Annotated in this window: 20 protein-coding genes; 4 read left to right on the forward strand and 16 right to left on the reverse strand. The window is 69.3% G+C overall.

All coding sequences use genetic code 11. The features are described 5' to 3' along the window. The 4 genes from prcA to dop all read right to left on the reverse strand — a co-directional run. A partial coding sequence (gene prcA / locus ACOADB_RS16870) for a proteasome subunit alpha (RefSeq protein ID WP_378600909.1) occupies positions 1-723 on the reverse strand: 723 nt, incomplete at its 3' end. 1 nt (position 724) lies between these two features. Continuing rightward, a complete protein-coding gene (gene prcB, locus ACOADB_RS16875) occupies positions 725-1,594 on the reverse strand; it encodes a proteasome subunit beta (RefSeq protein ID WP_378600912.1) in 870 nt (289 codons plus the stop codon). Positions 1,595-1,601: 7 nt separating this feature from the next. Continuing rightward, positions 1,602-1,799: a ubiquitin-like protein Pup gene (locus ACOADB_RS16880; protein WP_378600915.1), complete on the reverse strand. Its 198-nt coding sequence runs from the start codon at positions 1,797-1,799 to the stop codon at positions 1,602-1,604. Between the two features lie 17 nt (positions 1,800-1,816). After that, positions 1,817-3,325 (reverse strand): depupylase/deamidase Dop, encoded by a 1,509-nt coding sequence (gene dop, locus ACOADB_RS16885; protein WP_378600918.1) that lies wholly within the window; start codon positions 3,323-3,325, stop codon positions 1,817-1,819. A 91-nt stretch (positions 3,326-3,416) separates the two neighbouring features. On the opposite strand from dop, the gene ACOADB_RS16890 reads away from it, so the two are divergent. Then, complete coding sequence (locus tag ACOADB_RS16890) at positions 3,417-4,241, forward strand: DUF1206 domain-containing protein (RefSeq protein WP_378600920.1); 825 nt, start codon at positions 3,417-3,419, stop codon at positions 4,239-4,241. Between the two features lie 9 nt (positions 4,242-4,250). On the opposite strand, the gene arc is transcribed toward ACOADB_RS16890, so the two are convergent. The 4 genes from arc to ACOADB_RS16910 all read right to left on the reverse strand — a co-directional run bounded on the left by arc (position 4,251) and on the right by ACOADB_RS16910 (position 8,997). Continuing rightward, positions 4,251-6,014, reverse strand: coding sequence for a proteasome ATPase (gene arc, locus ACOADB_RS16895; RefSeq protein WP_378600923.1), 1,764 nt, complete (start codon positions 6,012-6,014; stop codon positions 4,251-4,253). A gap of 101 nt (positions 6,015-6,115) precedes the next feature. Continuing rightward, positions 6,116-7,069, reverse strand: a complete 954-nt coding sequence (locus ACOADB_RS16900) for a tRNA (adenine-N1)-methyltransferase (protein WP_378600926.1) — start codon at positions 7,067-7,069, stop codon at positions 6,116-6,118. Positions 7,070-7,078: 9 nt separating this feature from the next. Next, a complete protein-coding gene (locus ACOADB_RS16905; RefSeq protein ID WP_378600929.1) occupies positions 7,079-8,203 on the reverse strand; it encodes a site-2 protease family protein in 1,125 nt (374 codons plus the stop codon). A 50-nt stretch (positions 8,204-8,253) separates the two neighbouring features. Next, positions 8,254-8,997, reverse strand: a complete 744-nt coding sequence (locus ACOADB_RS16910) for a GTPase domain-containing protein (RefSeq protein ID WP_378600932.1) — start codon at positions 8,995-8,997, stop codon at positions 8,254-8,256. A 42-nt stretch (positions 8,998-9,039) separates the two neighbouring features. Between ACOADB_RS16910 and ACOADB_RS16915 the strand changes: the two genes are divergently transcribed. After that, positions 9,040-9,909 (forward strand): RecB family exonuclease, encoded by an 870-nt coding sequence (locus ACOADB_RS16915; RefSeq protein ID WP_378600935.1) that lies wholly within the window; start codon positions 9,040-9,042, stop codon positions 9,907-9,909. Between the two features lie 35 nt (positions 9,910-9,944). Here ACOADB_RS16915 and ACOADB_RS16920 read toward each other — a convergent pair whose 3' ends face one another. From ACOADB_RS16920 to metH, 3 genes are all read right to left on the reverse strand, one after another. After that, positions 9,945-13,160 carry a hypothetical protein gene (locus ACOADB_RS16920; protein WP_378600938.1) on the reverse strand — a complete coding sequence of 1,072 codons (3,216 nt, stop codon included), beginning with the start codon at positions 13,158-13,160 and terminating at the stop codon, positions 9,945-9,947. A 390-nt stretch (positions 13,161-13,550) separates the two neighbouring features. Further along, positions 13,551-14,222 (reverse strand): HAD family hydrolase, encoded by a 672-nt coding sequence (locus ACOADB_RS16925; RefSeq protein WP_378600941.1) that lies wholly within the window; start codon positions 14,220-14,222, stop codon positions 13,551-13,553. Positions 14,223-14,224: 2 nt separating this feature from the next. Beyond that, the gene (gene metH, locus ACOADB_RS16930; RefSeq protein WP_420281005.1) at positions 14,225-17,929 is read right to left on the reverse strand and encodes a methionine synthase; all 3,705 of its coding nucleotides are present in this window, start codon (positions 17,927-17,929) and stop codon (positions 14,225-14,227) included. A gap of 158 nt (positions 17,930-18,087) precedes the next feature. Here metH and ACOADB_RS16935 point away from each other — a divergent pair, with 158 nt between their 5' ends. Further along, positions 18,088-18,930 (forward strand): PAC2 family protein, encoded by an 843-nt coding sequence (locus tag ACOADB_RS16935; protein ID WP_378600944.1) that lies wholly within the window; start codon positions 18,088-18,090, stop codon positions 18,928-18,930. Positions 18,931-19,005: 75 nt separating this feature from the next. On the opposite strand, the gene mshC is transcribed toward ACOADB_RS16935, so the two are convergent. The 4 genes from mshC to ACOADB_RS16955 are packed head-to-tail and all read right to left on the reverse strand — an operon-like array spanning position 19,006 to position 22,328. Continuing rightward, entirely contained in the window at positions 19,006-20,241 is a 1,236-nt protein-coding gene (gene mshC, locus ACOADB_RS16940; protein WP_378600947.1) for a cysteine--1-D-myo-inosityl 2-amino-2-deoxy-alpha-D-glucopyranoside ligase, read from the reverse strand. 42 nt (positions 20,242-20,283) lie between these two features. After that, positions 20,284-21,027 (reverse strand): SCO1664 family protein, encoded by a 744-nt coding sequence (locus ACOADB_RS16945; protein WP_378600950.1) that lies wholly within the window; start codon positions 21,025-21,027, stop codon positions 20,284-20,286. Between the two features lie 9 nt (positions 21,028-21,036). Then, positions 21,037-21,591: a DUF3090 domain-containing protein gene (locus ACOADB_RS16950; RefSeq protein ID WP_378600953.1), complete on the reverse strand. Its 555-nt coding sequence runs from the start codon at positions 21,589-21,591 to the stop codon at positions 21,037-21,039. Between the two features lie 23 nt (positions 21,592-21,614). Beyond that, a complete protein-coding gene (locus ACOADB_RS16955) occupies positions 21,615-22,328 on the reverse strand; it encodes an MSMEG_4193 family putative phosphomutase (protein ID WP_378600956.1) in 714 nt (237 codons plus the stop codon). Between the two features lie 30 nt (positions 22,329-22,358). On the opposite strand from ACOADB_RS16955, the gene corA reads away from it, so the two are divergent. Further along, the gene (gene corA, locus ACOADB_RS16960; protein ID WP_378600959.1) at positions 22,359-23,339 is read left to right on the forward strand and encodes a magnesium/cobalt transporter CorA; all 981 of its coding nucleotides are present in this window, start codon (positions 22,359-22,361) and stop codon (positions 23,337-23,339) included. A 37-nt stretch (positions 23,340-23,376) separates the two neighbouring features. Here the strand turns inward: corA and ACOADB_RS16965 are convergent, their stop codons facing one another. Next, the gene (locus ACOADB_RS16965) at positions 23,377-24,219 is read right to left on the reverse strand and encodes an undecaprenyl-diphosphate phosphatase (RefSeq protein ID WP_378600962.1); all 843 of its coding nucleotides are present in this window, start codon (positions 24,217-24,219) and stop codon (positions 23,377-23,379) included. Between the last annotated feature and the right edge of the window lie 8 nt (positions 24,220-24,227).

Below are 24,227 nucleotides of genomic sequence, written 5' to 3' on the forward strand. Positions count from 1 at the left end.
CTCGGACGGACCGCGGTCGCCCAGCAGCTCGGCGAGCTTCGCCGGAAGGATCCGGCGGAACTTGCGCGGCTGCGAGCGGGTGCGGTCCAGAACGGCGACCTCGAGGTCCTCGACCGGGATCACCCGGTCCTGCACCTCGCCGCGTTCGTCGCTGGAGTGCCCCAGGGCTGCCACGGCGACCGCGAGCGCTGCATCGAGGCTCGCGCCGTCGGTGTAATGCTCCTTGAGGTACGCCGCCACGGTGTCGGCGTCGCCGCCCATCACGGCGTAGCCGTGCTCGTCGGCGACACGACCCTCGTAGGTCAGGCGGTAGATCTGGTCGTCGTCCGCCGTCTTGCCGACCTCGGCCACGAAGATCTCGACCTCGTAGGGCTTCTCGCCGCCCGAGGAGAAGATCGTGCCCAGGGTCTGCGCGTAGGCGTTGGCCAGTCCGCGCCCGGTGACGTCGCGGCGGTCGTAGGCGAAGCCGCGCATGTCGGCGAGCCGGACGCCGGCGATGCGCAGGTTCTCGAACTCGTTGTAGCGGCCCACGGCGGCGAAGGCGAGGCGGTCGTACAGCTCGGAGACCTTGTGCAGCGCCTTGGACGGGTTCTCGGTGACGAGCAGGACGCCGTCGGCGAACTGGACGGCGGCCAGCGAGCGGCCGCGCGCGATGCCCTTGCGGGCGAAGTCGGCGCGGTCCTTCATCAACTGCTCGGGCGAGACGTAGAACGGGGTGCTCATCTCAGGCCTCCTGTCCCTGGTCGCCAGCACTGTCGCCACCGGGCAGCGGGGCGAGCGGGCCGTCGGGGCGGGTGAACCGGGCCGCGACGACCTCGTCCGCCAACGCTCCGATGTCGTCCTGCGTCAGCTCCACGCCGCCCTCGGCGGTCACGACCCACACGATCGGGAAGATCCGGCGGGCCATGTCGGGCCCGCCCGTGGCGGAGTCGTCGTCCGCGGCGTCGTACAAGGCCTGGAGGCAGACCCGGACGGTGTCGTCCTGGCTGAGGTCCTCGCGGTAGAGCTTCTTCAGCGCCCCGCGGGCGAAGAGCGATCCGGAGCCGACGGTGAAGAACGCGGCCTCTTCGTGACGGCCGCCGGTGACGTCGTACCCGAAGATCCGGCCGACCCCGCTGTCGAGGTCGAAGCCGGCGAACATGGGGACGACGGCCAGCCCCTGCATGGCCATGCCGAGGTTGGCGCGGATCAGCGCCGAGAGCCGGTTGGCCTTGCCGTCGAGGGAGAGGACGGTGCCCTCGATCTTCTCGTAGTGCTCGAGCTCGACCTGGAACAGCCGGACCATCTCGACGGCCAGGCCCGCCGTGCCGGCGATGCCGACCACGGAGTACTCGTCGGCCGGGAAGACCTTCTGGATGTCGCGCTGGGCGATGACGTTGCCCATCGTCGCGCGCCGGTCACCGGCCATGACGACGCCGCCGGGGAAGGTCGCGGCGACGATCGTCGTGCCGTGCGGGGCGAGGTCGGCCGCGGTGCCGGCCGGCAGCGAGCGGCGGGCAGGCAGCAGGTCGGGCGCGTTGACGCCGATGAAGTCGCTGAAGGAGGACGTGCCGGGGCGCAGGAACGCAGCCGGGATCCGTGCGTCACCAGTCATGTGCGGGTTACTCCCCGCCCTTCTGGATGAACGACTTCACGAAGTCCTCGGCGTTGGACTCGAGGACCTCGTCGATCTCGTCGAGGATCGCGTCGACGTCGTCGTCCATCGCGTCCTTGCGCTCGGCGACGTCGGACTCCGGAGCGACCTCAGTGGTCTCTTCGGCGTCTTCCGACTTGCGCGGTTGCTTCTGCTCCTGGGCCATGCCTCAACCCTAGCCACTCAACGGCTGAGTGCGCGGACCAATGCCTCCGCGGTTTCACAGTTGTCGATCAGTTCTCCGACGTGGGCCTTGCTGCCGCGGAGCGGATCGATGGTCGGGACCCGCTGGAGCGACTCGCGGCCGGGCAGGTCGAAGATGACCGAGTCCCACGACGCGGCTGCGATGTCGGGCGCGTACTTCTCCAGGCAGCGGCCGCGGAAGTAGGCCCTGGTCTCCTCGGGCGGGTTGGTCATCGCCGCGTCCACCTCGGCGTCGGTGAGCAGTCGCTGGATCCGACCGGCCTTCACGAGGCGGTGGTACAGCCCCTTGTCGGGACGGATGTCGGAGTACTGGAGGTCGATCAGCTGGAGCTTCGCGTCGTCCCAGTCGAGTCCGTCGCGCGACCGGTACTGCTCGATCAGCTTCAGCTTGGCGACCCAGTCGAGCTGGTCGGCCAGGGACATCGGATCCGTCTCGAGGCGGTTGAGCACGTCCTCCCAGCGGGCGAGGACGTCGACGGTCTGCGGATCGGCGTCGGATCCGTAGCGGTCCTCGACGTACTTCCTGGCCAGGTCGAGGTACTCCAGCTGGAGCTGGATGCCGGTCAGGGTGCGGCCGTCGGTCAGCGTGACCTGGTGCGCGAGCCCCGGGTCGTGGGAGACGGCACGCAGGGCAGTGACTGGTGTGCGGACAGTGAGGTCACGGGTGATGAAACGGTCCTCGATCATCGCCAGGACCAGCGAGGTCGTGCCGACCTTGAGGTACGTCGCGATCTCGGAGAGGTTCGCGTCGCCGATGATCACGTGGAGGCGGCGGTACTTCTCCGGGTCGGCGTGCGGCTCGTCGCGGGTGTTGATGATCGGCCGCTTCAGGGTGGTCTCGAGCCCGACCTCGACCTCGAAGAAGTCGGCGCGCTGGCTGATCTGGAACCCGCTGCCGCGACCGTCCTGGCCGATGCCCACGCGGCCGGCGCCACAGAACACCTGACGGCTCACGAAGAACGGTGTGAGGTGCCGGACGATGTCGGCGAACGGCGTCGAGCGCCGCATCAGGTAGTTCTCGTGGGCGCCGTACGACGCCCCCTTGTTGTCGGTGTTGTTCTTGTAGAGCGCGATGGTCGGGCTGCCGGGCAGCTGGTGGGCCAGGCGCGCCGCGTCCAGCATCACCTGCTCCCCCGCCTTGTCCCACCGGACGATGTCGAGCGGGGTGATCACCTCGGGCGTGGAGTACTCGGGGTGGGCGTGGTCGACGTACAACCGTGCACCGTTGGTCAGGATGACGTTGGCGAGCCCGAGGTCCTCGTCGGTGAGCTGCGAGGGGTCGGCGATCTGGCGTGCCATGTCGAACCCGCGGGCGTCCCGCAGCGGGGACTCCTCCTCGAAGTCCCACCGGGCGCGCCGGGCACGGACCGTCGCCGACGCATAGGCGTTGACGACCTGGGACGAGGCGACCATGGGGTTGGCCGTCGGTTGTCCCTGTACCGAGATGCCGTACTCGATCTCGGTGCCCATCACCCGGCGCACGCTCATGCTGCCAGCGTACGGCGTGACATCGCCGTACGGGTGGCGTTGCCGTCGCATGGAGCGGTCGGGTTCGGGTATCGATCGCCCAGGAGGCGACATGAGTGCGCAGCAGGATTCGGCAGAGGCTGCTGCACGCAGCGCCCGGGACCATCCCGCACTGAAGTGGCCGGCGCGGGCCGGAATGTTCGCCTACGGCGTCGTCTACGTGATCGTCGCCTGGCTCGGCGGGCAGCTGGCGCTGGGTCATCGCGCCGGATCCGCGTCGGGTTCGGGCGCGCTGCGGGAGATCGCACGCCAACCGCTCGGCGCGGTCTCGCTGTGGCTCGCGGCAGCCGGTTTCGCTGCGCTCACCGTCTGGCAGGCGTGCCAGGCGGTCGGCGGGCACCGGAGCTCAGAGGGAGCGAAGCGCTGGGCGGGTCGACTGGGGTCCGCTGTGCGGACGGTCGTCTTCGGCGTCCTCGCAGTCCTCGCCGTGCGCACCGCAACCGGCACCAGCGGCGGTGGAAGCGGTACCGGAGGTGTCACGGCGGACCTGATGGGGCGTCCCTTCGGCCCGGCCCTGGTCATGGGCGTGGGTGGCGTGGTGGCCGTGCTCGGCATCGTGTCGATCCGCACGGCGGTCACCGATCGCTGGCGCAAGGGGCTCGACGGCGGCGGACGCCGCGGCACGGCCGCCGGCGCGGTGACCGTGCTCGCCCGGGCCGGCTACCTGAGCCGTGGTGGGGCCTTCCTGCTGATCGCCGGTCTTTTCGTGTGGGCAGGCATCACCCACGACCCGGGCAAGTCCGGAGGGCTCGACCAGGCCATCGTGCGCCTGCGAGACGGATGGCTGGGACCTTGGATGATGCTTGCGATCTCCGCAGGGCTCGCTTGTTACGGCGCGTTCCACATGGTGCGCGCCTTCTACCTCCGTGGGTCCTAGGGACCTCGCCTACAGGTACTGCCCGGTGTCGTTGACGGTGTCGATGGACCGGCCGGGCTCGGTGCCGTGCTTGCCGGTGATGAGCGTGCGGATGAAGACGATCCGCTCGCCCTTCTTGCCGGAGATCCGTGCCCAGTCGTCGGGGTTGGTGGTGTTGGGCAGGTCCTCGTTCTCCTTGAACTCGTCGACGCACGCCTGGAGCAGGTGCGAGACCCGCAGGCCCTTCTGGCTGTGGTCGATGAAGTCCTTGATCGCCATCTTCTTCGCCCGGTCGACGATGTTCTGGATCATGGCGCCGGAGTTGAAGTCCTTGAAGTACAGGACCTCCTTGTCACCGTTGGCGTAGGTCACCTCGAGGAAGCGGTTCTCCTCGGTCTCGGTGTACATCCGTTCGACGGTGGCCCGGATCATGCCGCCGATGGTGGCCTGGCGGTCACCGCCGAACTCGGCGACGTCCTCGGCGTGCAGCGGCAACGTGGTGGTGAGGTACTTGCTGAAGATGTCCCGGGCCGACTCGGCGTCGGGACGCTCGATCTTGATCTTCACGTCGAGGCGACCGGGCCGCAGGATCGCCGGGTCGATCATGTCCTCGCGGTTGGAGGCACCGATGACCAGGACGTTCTCCAGCAGCTCCACCCCGTCGATCTCGCTCAGCAGCTGCGGGACGATGGTGTTCTCGACGTCGGAGGAGACGCCGGAGCCGCGGGTGCGGAACAGGGAGTCCATCTCGTCGAAGAACACGATGACCGGCGTGCCGGTGCTCGCCTTCTCCCGCGCCCGCTGGAAGACCAGACGGATGTGCCGCTCGGTCTCGCCGACGTACTTGTTGAGGAGCTCGGGGCCCTTGATGTTGAGGAAGTACGACTTCCCTTCCTGGCCCGTCTTCGCCGCGACCTTCTTGGCCAGCGAGTTCGCGACCGCCTTGGCGATCAGCGTCTTGCCACAGCCCGGAGGACCGTAGAGCAGGATGCCCTTCGGCGGCTTCAGCTCGTGCTCGGCGAAGAGCTCGGGGTAGAGGTACGGCAGCTCGACGGCGTCCTGGATCATCTCGATCTGGTTGCCGAGGCCACCGATGGACTCGTAGGAGATGTCCGGGACCTCCTCGAGGACGAGCTCCTCGACCTCGGACTTCGGGACCTTCTCGTAGACGTAGCCGGCACGGGAGTCGAGCAACAGCGAGTCGCCGGCGCGCAGGGTCTCGTTGAACAACGGGTCGGCCAGCCGTACGACGCGTTCCTCGTCGGCGTTCGCGATCACCAGGACCCGCTCGCCGTCGGCGAGCAGCTCCTTGAACATGACGACCTCGCCGACGGTTTCGTAGTCGAACGCGGCGACGACATTGAGCGCCTCGTTGAGCATCACTTCCTGGCCGCGGCGCAGCGTGTCGATCTCGACGTTCGGGCTCACGCTCACCCGTAGCTTGCGCCCACCGGTGAACACGTCGACCGAGTCGTCCTCGTTGCGCTGGAGGAAGGTGCCGAAGCCCGCCGGAGGTTGGGCGAGCCGGTCGACTTCCTCCTTGAGCTTGAGGATCTGGTCACGCGCATCACGCAGGGTGCTGGCGAGACGCTCGTTCTGCGCGGTCACCGCAGCCAGCGATCGCTGGGTGTCAGCGAGGCGCATGTCCACGGAGCGAGCTCCGCTTCCGGGCGTGTCGATCAGTCGTCGGCGCAGTTCGTTGATCTCGTCCTCGAGGAAACGGACCTGGTCTTCGAGTTGCTGGCGGCTCGGGGAGCTGTGGCTCCCCGAGGTGCCTTCTCCCATGTTCGTCATGGCACACCTCCTGAATCCGACCCTACTCGGACAGGTCCAGCGAGGAAGTGGTTCACGACACGTGGCACGCGACGTTTCTGTAACGGCTCACGTGGAGCGGCTCAGTCGTCGGTCGGAAGCTCGGGTACGCCGGGAGGGCGCGGGCCGTCGTAGTCGGGACCGTAGGCACCCGGTGCCGGGCGGCGCTTCTTGAGCGGGGCCCGCTCCCCCGGCGCCATCCGGCGCGCGGTGACCAGGAAGGCCGTGTGGCCGATCATCTTGTGGCCGGGACGGACCGCGAGACCCTCCACGTGCCAGTCGCGGACCAGCGACTCCCACGGGGACGGCTCGGTGAAGCCACCGTGCATCCGCACGGCCTCCACGAACTTCGACAGCTGGGTGGTCGTGGCGACGTACGCACACACGATCCCGCCGGGCAGCAGGGCGTCGGCCGCCGCGTCCAGGCACTCCCAGGGGGCGAGCATGTCGAGGATGATCCGGTCGCAGCGCTCTCCCGACGCCGGCAACGCCTCGGCGAGGTCGCCGAGGGTGAGGTACCAGGCGGGGTGCGTCTCGCCGTCGGGGGCCCCGAAGAACTGGGTGACGTTGCGGCGGGCGACCTCGGCGAACTCCTCGCGGCGCTCGAAGGACGACACGCGGCCGTAGGGGCCGACCGCACGCAGCAGCGAACAGGTGAGTGCGCCGGACCCGACGCCGGCCTCGACCACGTGGGCGCCCGGGAAGATGTCGGCCATCGCGATGATCTGGGCCGAGTCCTTCGGGTAGACCACGGCCGCGCCGCGGGGCATCGAGACGACGTACTCGGAGAGCAGGGGGCGGAAGACGAGGTACTCGCCGCCGACCGACGAGCCGACGGTGAAGCCTTCTTCCCGGCCGATCAGCTCGTCGTGCTCCAGGTGGCCCTTGTTGGAGAAGAACCGCTTGCCGGCCTCGAGCGCGAAGTTGTGGCGCCGGCCCTTGCCGTCCACCAGGCGTACCCATTCACCCTCGCGAAGGGGGCCGCGATGGACACCGGACCAGGCCTCCGGGGGCACGTCGGAAGTTGCGTCACTCACCGGCGCAATCTATCGCTGCACCTCGCGCGCGACGTCGGCGGCCGACAGAACGCCGTACACGCTGCCGTCCTCGGCCATCAGGACGTACTCCGACGCAGGACTGTTGCGCAGCGCAGCGATCAGCTCGGCACCGCTGACCGACGCCGGCAGGGCGCGGCCGCCGGCCAGGCTGCGGGCCACCGTCGAGACGGCAACCCAGGGCTTGCGGTCGTCCGGCATCGCGCTGACGGCCTGTTCGTCGACCACGCCGATCGGTCGCCCGTCCGACGTGACGGTCACGATGCTGCCCGCTCCGGCCTCCTCGGCGCGCCGCACGGCCTCGGCCAGCGGGAGGTCGTCAGGAACGGAGAGGGTACGACGCGCGAGATCGCGCGGCACGATCTCACCCAGGCGCCGGACCAGGCGTGCGGCCATCAGTGACTGGCTGGCGCCGGTCCACAGGAAGATGGCGACGATGGCGAGGATGACCGGGTTGATGACGCTGCCGTTCAGGGCGCTGAACACTGCCCAGGCCAGCACCAGGACGGCCGTCACGCGGCCACCCCAGGCGGCCGCGATGGTGCCCGTGTGGACGCGGCCGGTGGCGGCCCAGACGCCGGCCTTGAGGACCCGGCCGCCGTCGAGGGGCAGGCCGGGCACCAGGTTCAGCACGCCGATCATCAGGTTCGCTCCGGCGAGGCCCTCGATGACGAGACGGCCCACGCCGGGCGGTGTGACGAACCAGAGGCCGAGTGCAACGACTCCGACGAGGAGGGAGGTGATCGGCCCGACCACCGCGATCCAGAACTCCTGGCGCGGGCGGCGGGCTTCGCCGACGATGGCGGTCGCTCCCCCGAGGAAGTGGAGGGTGATGGACTCCACGCGGAACCCGAACCTCTTGGCCACCACGGCGTGGGACGCCTCGTGGAGCAGGATCGCGAGGTAGAGCGCGATCGCGAAGGCCAGCCCGACGACGTACTTCCAGCCGCCGAGGCCGGACTGCACCTCGTCGACGCGCGGGCCCATGATGTAGGCGATCAGGGCGGCGACCAGGAACCAGGAGTTCGCGACGAGGACGTCACTGCCGGCGATCCGGCCGATCCTGACCATCCCCCGAGGCGCGGCTGCCCGTTGCGGGACGTCAGGTTCAGACATGCCCCGAGGCTACCCGTGGCAGGTCTGCCCGGGGTGCGGCGAGGTGCCCGTCAGGCGTGCCCGCTCAGCTGTGCGAGACGGGTGGCCAGGGCGTCGACCAGCTGGGCGCTCCGCTTGGCAGGCATCGCCGACTTGCGGTCGCCGCCCTGGCTGCTGACCGCGAGGACGTCGATCGAGAGCTTGGCACCCCCGGCCAGGGCGCGGAGCTCGTCGACCTTGTTCCCGAACGGCGAGCCGCTGCCGGGCGAGTAGTAGCGGACGACCTCTTCGATCTCGTCGGCGAACAGGTCGGCCTTCGTGACGACGATGACCAGCCAGATGGGCCGGTCGCGGCGCACGGCCATCGACGCGATCCGGTGCGACGTGATCGCCCAGTCCTCGAGCTCCTGGACCAGCTGCTCCTCGCGGCTGGCGTCCGCGGTGCCGGACGTCCCCGCAGCGCGACGAGGGGTGGCGTAGCCGTTGGCGACCACGTGGAGGACGCCGTCGACGGGCTCGTCGTGGAACACCTCGTCGAGCGCGCCCAGCCGGGTCGCGGCGTTGTCGCCCGGCACCACGCGGAACCGGAAGCCGCGCAGCCCCGACGAGCGGCGCGTGCGGCGTTCCATGACGGCGGATCCCACATCGGCGGCCACGTCGTCCGTGCTTCCCGTCAGGCGGTCCGTCAGCTGGGTCTTGCCCACCCCGGTCATCCCGGTGACGGCAACGATCGGGAAGCGCCGACGGACGACGTGTCCGATCCGTTCCGGTGTGTTCGCCAGGCGCCGCCGGAGGCTTTCGGAGGATCGACTCATGCCCCCGACCCTATGTCGGAGGCCTGACCTAGGGTCGGACACATGACCACACAGCCAGCACCGACCGGTCTCGAGCCGGCCGACCCGTCCGAACGCGGGGGCACCCGCGTCGATGGCGTGGACGTGCTCGGTGCCCTGTCGCCGTCGCGGGTGGGTGACTTCCTGTCGTGTCCGCTGCTCTACCGGTTCCGCACGATCGATCGCCTGCCCGAGCCGCCGTCGCCGGCCGCCGTGCGCGGGACGGTGATCCACACGGTGCTGGAGCGCCTGTTCGACCTGCCGGCGGCTGACCGCACGCCTGCCGCCGCCGAGGCGATGCTCACGCCGGCCTGGGCCGACCTGCAGGAGGCCGAGCCGGCGGTCACGTCGATGTTCCCGGTCGACGGGCCCGAGATCGCCGAGTGGCTGGTGTCGTGCCGGGAGACCCTGGTGAAGTACTTCGACCTCGAGGACCCGACCGTTCTCGAGCCGGCCGAGCGGGAGCTGTACGTCGAGACGCTCACCGACACGAAGCTGCTGCTGCGCGGCGTGGTCGACCGGGTCGACATCGCTCCCGACGGGGCGATCAGGGTGGTGGACTACAAGACGGGCCCATCGCCCAACGAGATGTTCGAGGGCAAGGCCCTCTTCCAGCTCAAGTTCTACGGCCTGGTCCTCTGGCGGATGCGTGGCGTCATCCCGAAGATGCTCCAGCTGGTCTACCTCGGCAACAGCGAGGTGCTGCGCTACGAGCCGGACGAGCGGGACCTGCTCGCCACCGAGCGCAAGGTCCAGGCGGTGTGGCAGGCCATCCAGCTGGCCACCGAGAAGCGCGAGTTCGAGTCGCGACCCGGTTACGGCTGCCGCTGGTGTGCACACCAGACCCTGTGCCCGTCGTACGACGGCACGCCCCCGCCGTTCCCCAGCGCCTGAGGCAGCCTCGGACGCAGGTCTGTTGGCACCTGCGGCTACTTCGTCGCTGCGGCCTTCTTCGGCGGGAAGGCCGCAGCGAAGGACGCGGCGCGCACCTTCGCCCAGTAACCGGCGTGCTTGGCCTTGGCGCTGTCGGCGGCGATGGGATCGAGCCAGTTCGCGGCAGCCTGCACCAGCTTCACCTCTTCGCGCCGGAACTTGATGACATCGTCCAGGGCTGCGTTGGCCGCGGCGAGCGCAGCGCGCTTGTCGGTCGGCGTGGTCGCGGCGAGCCATCTGTCGCGGTGTTCGTCGACCAGGGCGACTCCAGTCTTGGCGCGGAACGAGGCAGAGTCGGCGTCGCGGATGTTTTCGAGGGCGTGCGAGGTATGCATCCTTTCAGAGGCCTCGTCGATGTCGTCGGCGACGACGACGTGGCCGCTCTTGAGCACTGCACCCAGTGCGCGCAGCCCCTCCTGGGACTCGGCGCTCAGCGCGGCGGCCGCGCGGCTCTTGTCCGCCATCTCCTGCTCCAGCTTGGCGGTGGCGGGGTCCTTGTTCGTCGACCGTGCCGTGACGGCGTCGCCGCCGTGCAGTGCGCTGACCGTCTGCGCCTCGCGCCGCACCCGTGACAGGTTCTCGATGTGCCGAGCGATCACGGCGAGCTGTTGCTTGCGCAGCCGTCCGGGTAGGTCGGTGTACTTGTTCGGGTCACCCACCTCCTTCTGGCGCTTGGCGAGCGCTGCGAGTTCCGTGTCGAGCTGGGCGGCCATCGTCGTCGCCGCGGCCGGCTCGCGCTTCAGCTTCACGAGCGCTTCCTTGGCGAGGGCATCGAGGCGCCGCCGGCCGGCCTCGCCGGGGAAGTTCGGGTCGCCCTTGAGCTCGAGGCTCCACCGCTCGCTGGACATGCCGACCTGGGCGCCGAGCATCGTGGCGCCGTTCTCCTTGACCAGCCGCGCGTAGATCCGCATCTTCTCGTCGAGGTTGGCGGCGCGACCCATCTCTCGGTGGACGGCCTCGAGCCTCTTGACTGCCTCGCGTGGCACCTCGGCGCTCAGCGTCCAGCTGCCGGAGGCCCGCGCCTTCCCTGTCATACCGGAGGTGCCGAAGATCTTCGCGAACTCCTCCCGGTTGTTCGCGCCGGAGTCGCCGGAGAGCGTGAACACCGCCTTGGCGCCGGCGTCCTTGTCGTTGGCCTGCGAGCGAACCATCTCGGCCTTCGAGTGCATCGTGTCCTCGCCGAAGATGTTCTTGAGCACCCATCCCGGGTCCTGGTCGTGCGACTGGTGGCCGCTGTAGTCCTCGCGCTTCCCGGTCTCGTCGGTCGTCACCCTTTCCGACGTCCCGCCCTTCCAGGATGCTTTGCCGCCGAGGAAGCCGACATCGTCGTGGTCCTGTGCCGAGGTCAGCTTGACCGTGCGCTTCGGCGGCCGTCCGGGAGGGGCGCCCGACTGACAGAGCGCCTCAAAGGCGCGTATGTCGACCTTCTGCCCGAGGTCGAACGTGTACGTGACCTCGAACATCTGCGAGCGTGAGCTGCCCTTTTCGTTGCTCAGCCCGAGCCCGCTGATGCCCCAGTCGCCGACGTCGCTGGAAGACACCGCGCGGGTGACCTCGACCGTCTTGTCGCCGGTACGACGTACCGAGATCTCCTGGGAGGACGACGTGCTCTCCGTCCGGCCGGCGGAAGCGCCGAGCGAGACCGAAGCGTTGACGCTCCTGCCGCTCGACGATGCGACGCCGCGTGCCTCGCCGATCGGGATGGAAAGCGCCCCGGCGACGGTCGTGGGCGACTTCTCCATCAGTGCGGCGAGGCCGTCGACGTGCTTGGCCACATTCTTCTGGAACGCCTTGGCAGAGGCCTCGGAAGTGAACTGACGCGAACCGGTGCGGGCTGTGCCCGAGCTCCTGCTGGCCCCGGCACCCGCGCCGATCATCCCCGGGCCCTTGGCCGAGACATTCACGCCCGCAGAGCGGGTGTCCTGGACGGTGTAGCGCACCTCCCAAACGCCCGACGCGACCTGCTCCGGAGCCTCCGCGGAGACCCTGTGCTGGGTCCCGCCGCTCACCGAGGCGCTGTGTCCACCCTTGCTCTCGATACCCTTCGTGATGTTCGCCGACGAGTTGCCGTCCAGGTCGAGCTTGCCGCCCCCCGATGTGCTCGACTTCGTGCCAGTGGCACGGGTGTTCGTGCGGGTCAGGCTTCCGCCGGCACCGTCCGCGCCGAGCTCCCCGGCCGCACCCGTCGTCGTGCCCGTCTTCACCTGGCGGACAGGGTTGCGCAGTGAACCAGAGTCGTCGGTGCCCTCGACACGTTCCTTGCCCCAGGTCTGCCCGACCGTCAGCTTCGGATCGACTATCGCGACGTTGGCAGAACCGTGCGACGACTTGGTCGACGAGGTCTCGGCGTCGGGGCTGACCGATTCGCTCTTGCCCCACGCCACTCCGGGCTTGCCGCCCTTGCCGATGGCCGTGTAGCGCTCCTTCTTGCGAGTGACGCCGCCAGAGGATTCCTCTTCGGTGACGGTGGCCGTCCCGAGTTCGCGCTTGCGCGTGGTCACCTTGGTCTGCCCGGTGGCGCTTTCGGTGACGGCGGTTGTGCTGTTGCGAACCGTGCCGCCCGTGTGGTGGGTGGTCCCTGGCAGCGCGACGACCTTGGTCGGGTCGACCCGTGGGACGCTGTGGTCGGGCAGCGGGGTTGCGGAGCCCACCCAGTTCGGCGCGACGTAGAAGCGGCTGCCGATGCGGTAGGAGCGCGGTACGTTCTTTCCCACGCCCTGGTCCTGCCTCCAGATGAACTGGTGGAAGGCGAGGGTGTTGCTCCGGACGACCGTGGACGGGTCCTTCTTGTAGGCCGCCTCGACCTCGCTCCGCCGCGCAGGGAACGCGGTTGCCCAGGAATCGGGGCGCTTCCACGCTCGCGGCTGGCCTGCCTTCTTGCCGGCCGGCTCCGGTGCGGAGGAGACCATCGTGCCGTTCGGACCAGGGGTGACGTCGCGCGGCGGCGCGACCTTGGCCGGCGCACTTTCGACAGCTGCTGGCTGGGCGGCGACGATGATCGGTTTCGTGTCCTTGGTCCAGTCCGGCATTTCCGATGCCATGCCCTGGTAGGTCGGATGGACCAGGATGAGGTTTCCGATCCGGTACGCAGTCGGTACCGGGCCGGCGCCCTTGTCCAGGCTGTACATCTGGGCGTGCCAATCGTCCTGCCAGCTGCGGCGGACACGCCCCGGGTCCTGGGCGTAGACCTCGCGAACCTCGGCATCGCTCACGGCAACCGCTGTCCTCGTCGATCCGCGCGGCTGCGCCGTCGCACCCGGCAGCGTGTGGGCGTGAGCGGCGGGGATGTTGAGCACGGGCGGCGCGCCTGGAGGTGTGCGCTGCAGTGTGGCCGCGACCAGCGACACGACAGCCTTGTTGCCTGCGGTGTGCTGGAGGGTGTGGAGGGCCGCATGGTCGGGCCGCTCGCTACGGTCGTCGTGCGGAACCCATTTGCGCACCGCCCCGCGCGGGCGCGGTCGGGCGGCGACCGCTCGCCCCAAAGCGGGCGCGAACTCCTTGTCGGACCTTCCTCTCATTGCAATTCAGAGTCCCAGCCGCGGTAGGTGCCGTCAATGAGGCGACGAAACTGCCGCGAAACGCTGCCGGCCCGACGATCCCGATCAGAGCAGTGAGCCCAACGCCTCCGGAGTGAGCCCCTCGAGCGATTCCTGGAACGTCCGACCGGGACCCTCGGGCACCGGCACGTGGTTCGGGACGACCAGGACGCGACAGCCGGCGGCCTCCGCCGAACGCGCTCCGGTCGGTGAGTCCTCGATGGCGATGCAGTCCGCGGGGTCGACGCCGAGCGCGGCCGCAGCCGTGAGGTAGGCCTCCGGGTGGGGCTTGCCCTGGCTGACCATGTCACCGGTGACGATCACCCGGAACGTCTCCGGTGGCAGGTGTTCGAGGATCGGCGCCACGAACCGCTGGTAGGACATCGTCACCAGCCCGCACGGGACGCCGGCGTCGCGTAGCGCCAGCAACAGCTCGCGGGCACCCGGGCACCACGGCACGGCGTGGCGGACCTGCTCGACGACGCCGTCGAGCAGCATCTCCACCACCTCCTCGGCCGTCTGCGCCAGACCGAGCTTCGCCTTGATGTACTCCCCCGACACGAGCAGGTCGTTGCCGACCAGGTGCATCGCGTCCTCGTGGGTCCACGTCCCGCCGTGGGTCTCCGCGATCTCCGACTCCGTGGCCATCCAGTACGGCTCGGTGTCGACGAGGGTGCCGTCCATGTCCCACAGGACTGCCTTGGGTTTCGAGGCTCGCTGCGCTCGCACCTCAACCACCGCTAGTCCTCGGGGTTGTAGCCGAGGTTGGGACCGAGCCAGCGCTCGGCCTCCTTCAGCGTCCAGCCCTTGCGGGTGGCGTAGTCCGCGACCTGGTCCTGGGCCAGGCGGCCCACGACGAAGTACTGCGACTGCGGGTGCGAGAAGTACCAGCCGCTGACGGCAGCACCGGGCCACATCGCCATCGACTCGGTGAGCTCGATGCCGGTGTTGGTCGTGACGTCGAGCAGCTCCCAGAGGGTCTGCTTCTCGGTGTGCTCCGGGCAGGCCGGGTAGCCGGGCGCAGGGCGGATGCCGACGTACTTCTCGCCGATGAGGGCCTCGTTGGTGAGCTCCTCGTCGGGCTGGTAGCCCCAGAACTCCTTGCGGACCCGCTCGTGCATCCGCTCCGCGAAGGCTTCCGCGAGGCGGTCGGCGAGGGACTCCAGCAGGATGGCGCTGTAGTCGTCGAGGGCTTCCTTGAACTCCATGATCTTGGCCTGGCTGCCCAGCCCGGCCGTGACCGCGAACGCGCCGACGTAGTCCGCGGCGCCGGTGGCCTTCGGTGCCACGAAGTCGCCGAGGGACCGGTTGGGGATGCCTTCGCGGTGCTCGCCCTGCTGGCGCAGGTTGCGCAGCACCTGGACGACCTCGGTGCGCTCCTCGTCGGCGTACACCTCGATGTCGTCCCCGACGGCGTTGGCCGGGAAGAAGCCGATGACGCCGTTGGCGGTCAGCCACTTCTCCTTGATCAGCCGGTCGAGCATGTCCTGGCCGTCGTCGTACAACCGGCGAGCCGCTTCGCCCGACGCCGGGTTGTTGAGGATGTCGGGGAACTTCCCCTTCATCTCCCAGGCGTTGAAGAACGGCTGCCAGTCGATGTACTCGCGCAGCTCGGAGATGTCGTAGTCGTTGAAGACCCGCACACCCTGCTGCTGCGGGACGGGCGGGACGTAGCCCTCCCAGTCGATCGGCGTCCGGTTCACCCGGGCCTTCTCCAGGGTGACGGTCGGGCGCTCGTGCTTCTGGGCGTGCCGCTCACGCAGGCTTGCGTAGTCGGCCTCGGTCGCCTCGAGCAGCGCCGGGCGCTGCTTGTCGTCGAGCAGTGCGGCGGCGACGGGGACCGAACGCGAGGCGTCCTTGACCCAGACCACCGGTCCGGTACGACGCGGCGAGACCTTGACCGCGGTGTGCGCGCGCGACGTGGTCGCGCCACCGATCAGCAGCGGGATCTCCAGGCCCTGGCGCTCCATCTCGACGGCGAAGTTGACCATCTCGTCGAGCGAGGGGGTGATCAGGCCGGAGAGGCCGATGATGTCGGCGTTGTGCTCCTTGGCGGCGTCCAGGATCTTCTGGGCAGGCACCATCACACCGAGGTCGATCACGGTGTAGTTGTTGCACTGCAGCACGACGCCGACGATGTTCTTGCCGATGTCGTGGACGTCGCCCTTCACGGTCGCCATCACGATCGTGCCGTTGGTGGTCTCGGCGTCGCCGGGCTGCTTCTCCGCCTCGATGAACGGCAGCAGGTAGGCGACGGCCTTCTTCATGACCCGGGCCGACTTCACGACCTGGGGCAGGAACATCTTGCCGGCACCGAACAGGTCACCGACGACGTTCATGCCGTCCATCAACGGGCCCTCGATGACCTCGATGGGGCGACCGCCCGCCGCGGAGATCTCCGCGCGGAGCTCCTCGGTGTCGGCCTCGACGTCGGCGTCGATGCCCTTCACCAGGGCGTGCGTGATCCGCTCGCGGACCGGCAGGCTGCGCCACTCCGCAGCCGCCGCTTCCTCCTTGGGGTCGCCGGCGTTGTTGAAGCGCTCGGCGATCTCCAGCAAGCGCTCGGCGGCGTCCTCGCGGCGGTTCAGGACGACGTCCTCGATGCGGTCCCGGAGCTCGGGGTCGATCGAGTCGTACGGCACCAGGGCGCCGGCGTTCACGATGCCCATGTCCAGGCCCGCCTTGATGGCGTGGAACAGGAACACCGCGTGGATCGCCTCGCGGACCGGGTTGTTGCCCCGGAACGAGAAGGAGACGTTCGAGATGCCGCCGGAGATGTGGACGCCGGGCAGGTTCTCCTTGATCCAGGCACACGCCTCGATGAAGTCGATCCCGTACGTCGCGTGCTCCTCGATGCCCGTCGCGAGCGCGAAGCAGTTCGGGTCGAAGATGATGTCCTCGGCCGGGAAGCCGACCTCCTCGGTCAGGATCCGGTACGCCCGGCCACAGATCTCCTTGCGGCGCTCCAGGTTGTCCGCCTGGCCCTGCTCGTCGAAGGCCATAACGACCACCGCGGCGCCGTACTTGCGGCACAACCGGGCCTCGCGGATGAACTTCTCCTCGCCCTCCTTCATGGAGATCGAGTTGACGATCGGCTTGCCCTGGACGTTCTTCAGGCCGGCCTCGATGACCTCCCACTTGGAGGAGTCGATCATCACGGGCACGCGACTGATGTCGGGCTCGGCCGCGATCAGCTTCGTGAAACGGTCCATCGCGGCGACGCCGTCGATCATGCCTTCGTCCATGTTGATGTCGATGACCTGCGCACCGACCTCGACCTGCTGCAACGCGACCGACAGGGCCGTGTCGTAGTCCTCGGCCTTGATCAGGTTGCGGAACCGGGCGGACCCGGTGATGTTGGTGCGCTCCCCGATGTTCACGAAGAGCGAGTCCTCGGTGATGTTCAGCGGTTCGAGACCGGACAGCCGGGTCGCCACGTCGATCGTCGGCAGGACGCGCGGGCTCTTGCCCTCGACGGCCTTGGCGATCTCGGCGATGTGCGCGGGCGTCGTGCCGCAGCAGCCGCCCACCAGGTTCACCAGGCCCGCGGAGGCGAACTCCTCGATGTACCCGGCCTGGCGCTCCGGCGACTCGTCGTACTCGCCGAAGGCGTTCGGCAGACCAGCGTTCGGGTAGCTCGAGACGAACGTGTCCGCGATGCGGGAGATCTCGGCCATGTAGGGCCTCATCTCCGGGGCACCCAGGGCACAGTTCAGGCCGATGGCCAGGGGCTTCGCGTGCCGCATGGCGTTCCAGAAGGCCTCGGTGACCTGCCCCGAGAGGGTGCGGCCCGAGGCATCGGTGATGGTGCCCGAGATGACGACCGGCCAGCGGCGGCCGCGCTCCTCGAACAGCGTCTCGACGGCGAAGATCGCGGCCTTGGCGTTGAGCGAGTCGAAGATCGTCTCGATGAAGATCAGGTCCGATCCACCGTCGACCAGTCCGTTGGCGGCCTCCAGGTAGGCCGCGACCAGCTGGTCGTAGGAGACGTTGCGGGCACCGGGGTCGTTGACGTCCGGGGAGATCGACGCCGTACGCGTGGTCGGGCCGAGGGCACCGGCGACGTAGCGCGGCTTCTCGGGCGTGCTCACCTTGTCGCACTCCGCCCGGGCCAGCGCGGCACCGGCGTAGTTGAGCTCGTAGGAGAGGTCGGCCATGTCGTAGTCGGCGAGCGAGACCGCGTTGGCGTTGAACGTGTTGGTCTCGAGGATGTCCGCGCCGGCCTCGAGGTATTCGCGGTGGATGCCCGCGATGATCTGCGGCTGCGTGATCGTCAGGAGGTCGTTGTTGCCCTGGACGTCGCTGGGCCAGTCCTTGAACCGTTCGCCGCGGTAGCCGGCCTCGTCGGGCCGGTCGCGCTGGATGGCCGTGCCCATGGCGCCGTCGATGACCAGGATCCGCTCGCCGAGCGCGCGCGTGAGCTCGTCGGTGCAATCGGGGCGGATGTTCGGCTCCCAGGCGTTCACGTACATTCCTTCCGTAACGGAAGGCGTCCTTGCTCTGGCCGAGCGTGGCGGACCAGACCTCGTGATCTGCATCCGTTGCAACGCCTCTCGACTTCTGCAGATGGTACCGGGAACCGGGGACTAGGCTCGGCATTGTGATGGAGATCGAGACGGTCCCCGAGCTCGTGCGTCCGGTGGTCATCGCTGCGTTCGAGGGTTGGAATGACGCCGCAGAGTCCGCAACAGCCGTGGTCGACCACCTCATGAAGGTGTGGGACGCGCGGGTGGTGGCCGTGATCGACCCGGACGAGTACTACGACTTCCAGGTCAATCGGCCGGTCGTCGGGATCGACGAGAACGGCTTCCGCAAGCTCAACTGGCCCAGTACGCACGTCGCCGTCGCCTCACCGCCGGACCTGGACCGCGACGTCATCCTGATCCGTGGCATCGAGCCGAACATGCGCTGGCGGCAGTTCACGGCCGAGCTGCTCTCGACGATCGACGACCTCGGCGGCGAGCTGCTGATCACCCTGGGTGCGCTGCTCTCCGACAGCCCGCACACCCGGCCCATCCCCGTGTCGGGGTCCTCGACCGAGCCCGACCTGATGGACCAGCTCTCCCTGGAGCAGTCCACCTACGAGGGGCCGACCGGCATCGTCGGCGTGCTGCAGGACGCCTGCGCCCGGATCGATCTCCCCGCCGTGTCGTTCTGGGCAGCCGTCCCCCACTACGTCGCGCAGCCTCCCTGCCCGAAGGCGACCCTGGCGCTGCTGGTGCGCCTGGAGGACCTGTTCGAGACACCGATCCCGCTCGGCGACCTGCCCGAGGAGGCCCGGGCGTGGGAACGCGGCGTCGACGAGCTCGCCGAGGAGGACGAGGACATCGCCGACTACGTCCGCGAGCTCGAGGAGTCGCGCGACACCGTCGACCTCCCCGAAGCCTCGGGCGAGGCGATCGCGCGGGAGTTCGAGCGCTACTTGAAGCGCCGGGACGACGACTGAGTCAACTGGCCGAGCGCGTCTCCGACGCAGGGACGGGCAGCAAGCTGCCGCCGACGCCTCCCGCCGCGCTGCCGGCTAGAGGCTGAGGCCGAGCGCTGCGTCGAGGACGGGCAGCAGGGTCATCGACGCCTCGGTGTCGCTGTTGTCCGCGAGTCCGTCGGTGCCGAGGGTCGCCTTGACCCATGCGTCGACCGCGGCGGTGGCCCGCGGGGCGTCCAGGTCGTCGGCCAGCGCGGCCAGGATCTCCTGGACGACGGGCGCCGCCGGAGCGCCGTCGCCCAGCGCGAGCGCGCGGCGCAGGTCGGCGATGTCGTCGACGGCCGTCCAGAGCTGGTCGTCGGTCCACTCCCAGTCGGTGCGGTAGTGGTGGCGCAGCAACGCGAGGCGGATCGCCATCGGGTCGATGTCGCTGTTGCGCAACGCTGACACGAAGACGAGGTTGCCCAGCGACTTCGACATCTTCTGGCCGTCGTACGCGACCATGCCGGCGTGGCTGTAGGCCTTGGCGAAGCGCTCGCCCGTGGCCACCTGGACGTGGCCGGCACACATCTCGTGGTGCGGGAAGACCAGGTCGCTGCCGCCGCCCTGGACGTCGAACCCGGACCCGAGGTGCTGGAGCGCGATGGCGGCGCACTCGATGTGCCAGCCGGGCCGGCCCTTGCCGAACGGGCTGTCCCACGACGGCTCGTCCTCGCGTTCGCCGCGCCAGACCACGCAGTCGAGCGGGTCCTTCTTGCCCGGGCGGTCCGGGTCGCCGCCACGCTCGGCGAAGAAGCGGAGCATCGTCTCGCGGTCGTAGCGGGACTCCTCGCCGAAGGCGGGGTCGGCTGCCACCGAGAAGTAGAGGTCGGACTCGACGCGGTACAGCGAGCCGCCCGCGTCCAGGCGCTGGAGCAGCTCGATCACGAGCGGGATGGACTCCACCGCGCCGACGTACTCGACCGGAGGAAGCACCCGCAGGGCCTCCATGTCGTGGCGGAAGAGCTCCGTCTCGCGCTCGGCGAGCTCGACCCAGTCGACGCCGACCTTGGTGGCCCGCTCGAGCAGCGGGTCGTCGACGTCGGTGACGTTCTGGACGTATCGGACGTCATGCCCGGCGGTGCGCCAGGCGCGGTTGAGCAGGTCGAACGCGATGTAGGTGTTGGCGTGACCGATGTGCGTGGCGTCGTACGGCGTGATGCCGCAGACGTAGAGGCGCGCGGGACCGTCGGGGCTCGTCTCCACCTTGGTGCCGGTGGAGGTGTCGTGGAGGACGACCGGAGGGCCGGTGACCGGTAGGACCGGGATGCCCGGTGCGTTCCATGCGCGCATGGGGCTGATGCTAGTTGCTGGATCCAGCGCCAACCGCACTGGTCAGAACGGCGGCCAGGGAATGGCCGGCCCGTGACGGGACGGTCCGGGCAGCTCACCGGCCGCGAGGAGCCGCTGGGTTCGTCGTTCGAGCGCCTCGATCTCGTGCTCCGCGAGGTGGAACCCCAGCTGTTCGCCGAGGTCACCGCGGATGTCGGCCAGCAAGGCGCGTACGACGGCCGCCTCGTCATCGGCCAGCGCCGAGCCCGCCCACCCCCACAGGACCGTGCGGAGTTTCGGATCATGGTGGAAGGCGACTCCGTGGTCGACACCGAGGCGGCGGCCGTCGCTCATCGCCAGCACGTGGCCGCCCTTGCGGTCGGCGTTGTTGACGATGACGTCGTAGACCGCCATCCGGCGCAACGCAGCGGTGTTCTCGTGCACGAGGGAGATCGGCCGGTCGCGGTCGTCGAGCCCGTCCATGACGGCGATCCAGCCGTCCGGGGTCTCCCCCGCGGCGACGAGGGTCACCGCGTCCTGTTCGGGGTCGACCTCCTGCCACTCCTGGAACATGCCGGGACCGTGCGGTCCCTCGTCCCACCAGGTGCGGGGAACGATGTCCCAGCCGCTGGCGGCGGAGACGAGGTGGGCGGCGATCTCGCGGTGGGCGAGCGAGCCGTCGGGGAAGTCCCAGAGCGGGCGCTCCCCCGCGACCGGCTTGTAGACGACCTCGCGGCCGTCGAGGTCCCCGAGGAACGTCGCGTTCGAGGCCGGCATGATCCGGCCCTTGATCGTCAGGTCACCCACGGTGCCGGATCAGGGGTCGCGTCGCTTGAACCCGTTGGCCCGCACACACAGGTGGCCGTCGGGGTCGATGGGGTGGCCGCAGAACGGGCACGACGGACGGCCGGCGCCGATGATCGACTCGGCTCGCTGCACGAAGGCCCGAGCCTGGCCGGGCTCGAGGCGGACCAGGAGCATCTCCGCGGGGTCATCGCCGTCGGACAGCTCCGCCGGCTCCTCCCCGATCGGGAACACCTCGATCACCACGCGCTCGTCCTCGGGGTCCCAGGAGAGGGTCATGGTCCCGGCGCGGAACTCCTCCTCGATCGGCAGGGCCATCGGCGCATCGTCGATCAGAGCCAGTGGCGCCACCGCCGGTACGACGACGCGGGCGGTGCCCTCCGCGATCACCTCGTCGAGCAGCTCGTCGACGCGCTGTGCCAGCGCTTCGACCTGCTGCTTCTCCAGTGCGACCGAGACGATCCGCTTCCCGTCGACCGCCTGGATGAAGAAGGTGCGACTGCCGGGCTCGCCCACCGTGCCGGCGACGAAGCGCTCGGGCGGGTCGAAGGAGTGAACGATCGGCATGGAAGAACCCTAGCGAGGCCTGGTCACGACGGTCCCGCGCCGCCTCCGACGACCGCTCCGGACGCGCCGCCTGCATCCTTCGCGGGGGGTGCTGCCAGCCACGAGAGGTCACCTTCGTGGGTGTTGGTCGCCAGTACGTGCGGCCGGTCGGGGCCGTAGCGGATGACGGAGATCGACGCCGGGTCGACGTTGATCCGCTGGAACAGGTCCAGGTGCATGCCGAGGGCGTCGGCGAGCAGCGACTTGATGATGTCGCCATGGCTGACCGCCACCCAGACCGCGTGTGCACCGTGCTGTTCGGTCACTTCGGCGTCCAGCCGTCGTACGGCGGAAACGGCCCGGTGCTGCATCGCGACCATCGACTCGCCGCCGGGGAAGGTCACGGCGGACGGTTGGTGCTGGACGGTGCGCCACAGCGGTTCCTTGAGGAGGACCTTGATCGCCTGGCCCTGCCAGTCGCCGTAGTCGCACTCGGCCAGCGCGCGCTCGGTCCGGGCGCGGGTCGTCGGGTGTCCGGCCGCCTTCTGGGCTGCTCCCACCGCCGCGGCGGTCTGGCGGCAGCGTTCCTGGGGGCTGGTGACCAGCCGGACGACGGGCACCGACGCGATGCGTTCTCCTGCCGCACCGACCTGCTCGATGCCCCGGTCGTCCAGGACGACCCCGGGCGTGCGCCCGGCCAGGACGCCGGACGCGTTGGCGGTGGTGCGCCCGTGGCGGACGAGCAGCAGGGTGGCCATGTCGGGGAGCCTAGCCACTACCGTTGCCTCGTGATCGTCGACAGCGCCGTCTACCGCCACGGTCAGCGGGTGCCGGTCGAGTGCACCCCGCACGACTACCAGGCGCTCCGCGAGGCCGCGCAGAACGAGCACGACTTCGTCTGGGTGGGCCTGTACGAACCCAGCCACATCGAGCTGGCGGAGATCGCCGACGCGTTCGGACTGCACCCGCTCGCCGTCGAGGACGCGGTCGTGGCCCACCAGCGGCCCAAGCTGGAGCAGTACGAGTCCAGCCTCTTCCTGGTCCTCAAGACGCTCTGGTACGTCGACGAGGACGACGCCGTCGAGACCGGCGAGATCAACATGTTCATCGGCCCCGACTTCGTGATCACGGTCCGGCACGGTCGTGGTTCCTCGCTCAGTGATGCGCGGCGAGCCCTCGAACAGAAGCAGGCCGTGCTCGACCACGGCCCGTCCGCCGTCGTGTACGCCGTCTGCGACGCCGTGGTGGACGGCTACACCGGTGTTGTCGCCGAGCTGCAGACCGACGTCGACGAGGTGGAGACCTCCGTCTTCTCCAACAACCGCACCAGCGACGCCAACCGCATCTACATCCTCAAGCGCGAGCTCTCCGAGGTACGACGGGCGGTGCTCCCGCTGCGTGAGCCGATGCGGCGCTTCACCGCCGGCGCGGTGGCGTTGATCGAGCCCGAGTCAGCGCCCTTCTTCCGCGACGTCAGCGACCACCTGCAGCAGGCCGCGGACGAGATCGACACCCTCGACGGGCTGCTGTCGACCGCCTTCGACGCGCACCTGGCCCGGGTCGCGGTCCAGCAGAACGACGACATGCGCAAGATCTCCGCGGGGATCGGGCTGGCAGCCGTGCCGACGCTGATCGCCGGCGTCTACGGCATGAACTTCGACCACATGCCGGAGCTGCACTGGTTGATGGGCTACCCGTTCGCGCTGGCGCTCATGTTCGGCGTGTCGTTCGCGCTGTTCCTGTTCTTCAAGCGCTCCGGCTGGCTCTAGGTAGACCCGGCCATCACGCCTGCCCCCAGGCCCGCTCTCAGGCGTTGACCACGCCCGCGCCGAGCAGCACGAGCACCGCGGTGCCCAGCAGCACGCGGTAGACCACGAACGGCGTGTAGGAGTTCTTGCTGACGTAGCGCAACAGCCAGGCGATGGCGGCGTACCCCACGACGAAGGACACGACCAGTGCGGTGATCGTCGGGCCCCAGCCGTAGTCGGCCTCGCCCGGGTGGGCCTTGCCCACGTCCGAGATCTCCTTGAGCTCGAACAGCCCGGCACCGACCACGGCCGGGATGGCGAGCAGGAAGGCGAACCGCGTGGCCGCCTCGCGGTCGTAGCCGAGCAGGCGACCCATCGAGAGCGTGGCGCCGGAGCGGGAGACGCCCGGGATCAGGGCCAGCGCCTGCGCGCCGCCCATCAGGCCGGCGTCGCGCAGCGTCATCTGCTTGATCTGGCGATCGGTCTTGCCGATCCGGTCCGCGAACCCGAGCACCAGGCCCATCACGATCAGCGCGCAGCCGATGATCCAGAGGTTGCGGAAGTCCTTCTCGATGATGTCCTTGAGCACGATGCCGAGAACCACGATCGGCATCGAACCGACGATGATGTACCAGCCCATCCGGGCGTCGAGCGCGCCGCGGTACTCCGGCTTGAACAGCGACAGCGTCCACGCCTTGGCGATCCGCCAGATGTCCTTGCGGAAGTAGAGCAGGACGGCCAGCTCGGTACCGATCTGGATCACGGCGGTGAAGGCTGCGCCGGGGTCGCCCCAACCGAAGAGCTCTGGGAAGAAGCGCAGGTGCGCGCTGCTCGAGATGGGCAGGAATTCGGTCAGGCCCTGGAGAACACCGAGGAACACCGCTTGCAGGAAGTCCGCCACAACGCAGC

It is taken from the genome of Nocardioides sp. CPCC 206348 (genome assembly GCF_048654705.1).
Taxonomy (GTDB): Bacteria; Actinomycetota; Actinomycetes; order Propionibacteriales; family Nocardioidaceae; genus Nocardioides.

Bases quoted from the DNA above. Each gene is read 5' to 3' on its own strand.
- ACOADB_RS16915 (WP_378600935.1), top strand. From the start codon at position 9,040: ATGACCACACAGCCAGCACCGACCGGTCTCGAGCCGGCCGACCCGTCC.
- mshC (WP_378600947.1), bottom strand. From the start codon at position 20,241: ATGCGCGCATGGAACGCACCGGGCATCCCGGTCCTACCGGTCACCGGC.
- prcB (WP_378600912.1), bottom strand. From the start codon at position 1,594: ATGACTGGTGACGCACGGATCCCGGCTGCGTTCCTGCGCCCCGGCACG.
- ACOADB_RS16910 (WP_378600932.1), bottom strand. From the start codon at position 8,997: ATGAGTCGATCCTCCGAAAGCCTCCGGCGGCGCCTGGCGAACACACCG.
- ACOADB_RS16955 (WP_378600956.1), bottom strand. From the start codon at position 22,328: ATGGCCACCCTGCTGCTCGTCCGCCACGGGCGCACCACCGCCAACGCG.
- ACOADB_RS16890 (WP_378600920.1), top strand. From the start codon at position 3,417: ATGAGTGCGCAGCAGGATTCGGCAGAGGCTGCTGCACGCAGCGCCCGG.
- ACOADB_RS16950 (WP_378600953.1), bottom strand. From the start codon at position 21,591: ATGCCGATCGTTCACTCCTTCGACCCGCCCGAGCGCTTCGTCGCCGGC.
- ACOADB_RS16935 (WP_378600944.1), top strand. From the start codon at position 18,088: ATGGAGATCGAGACGGTCCCCGAGCTCGTGCGTCCGGTGGTCATCGCT.
- dop (WP_378600918.1), bottom strand. From the start codon at position 3,325: ATGAGCGTGCGCCGGGTGATGGGCACCGAGATCGAGTACGGCATCTCG.
- ACOADB_RS16880 (WP_378600915.1), bottom strand. From the start codon at position 1,799: ATGGCCCAGGAGCAGAAGCAACCGCGCAAGTCGGAAGACGCCGAAGAG.
- ACOADB_RS16905 (WP_378600929.1), bottom strand. From the start codon at position 8,203: ATGTCTGAACCTGACGTCCCGCAACGGGCAGCCGCGCCTCGGGGGATG.
- arc (WP_378600923.1), bottom strand. From the start codon at position 6,014: ATGACGAACATGGGAGAAGGCACCTCGGGGAGCCACAGCTCCCCGAGC.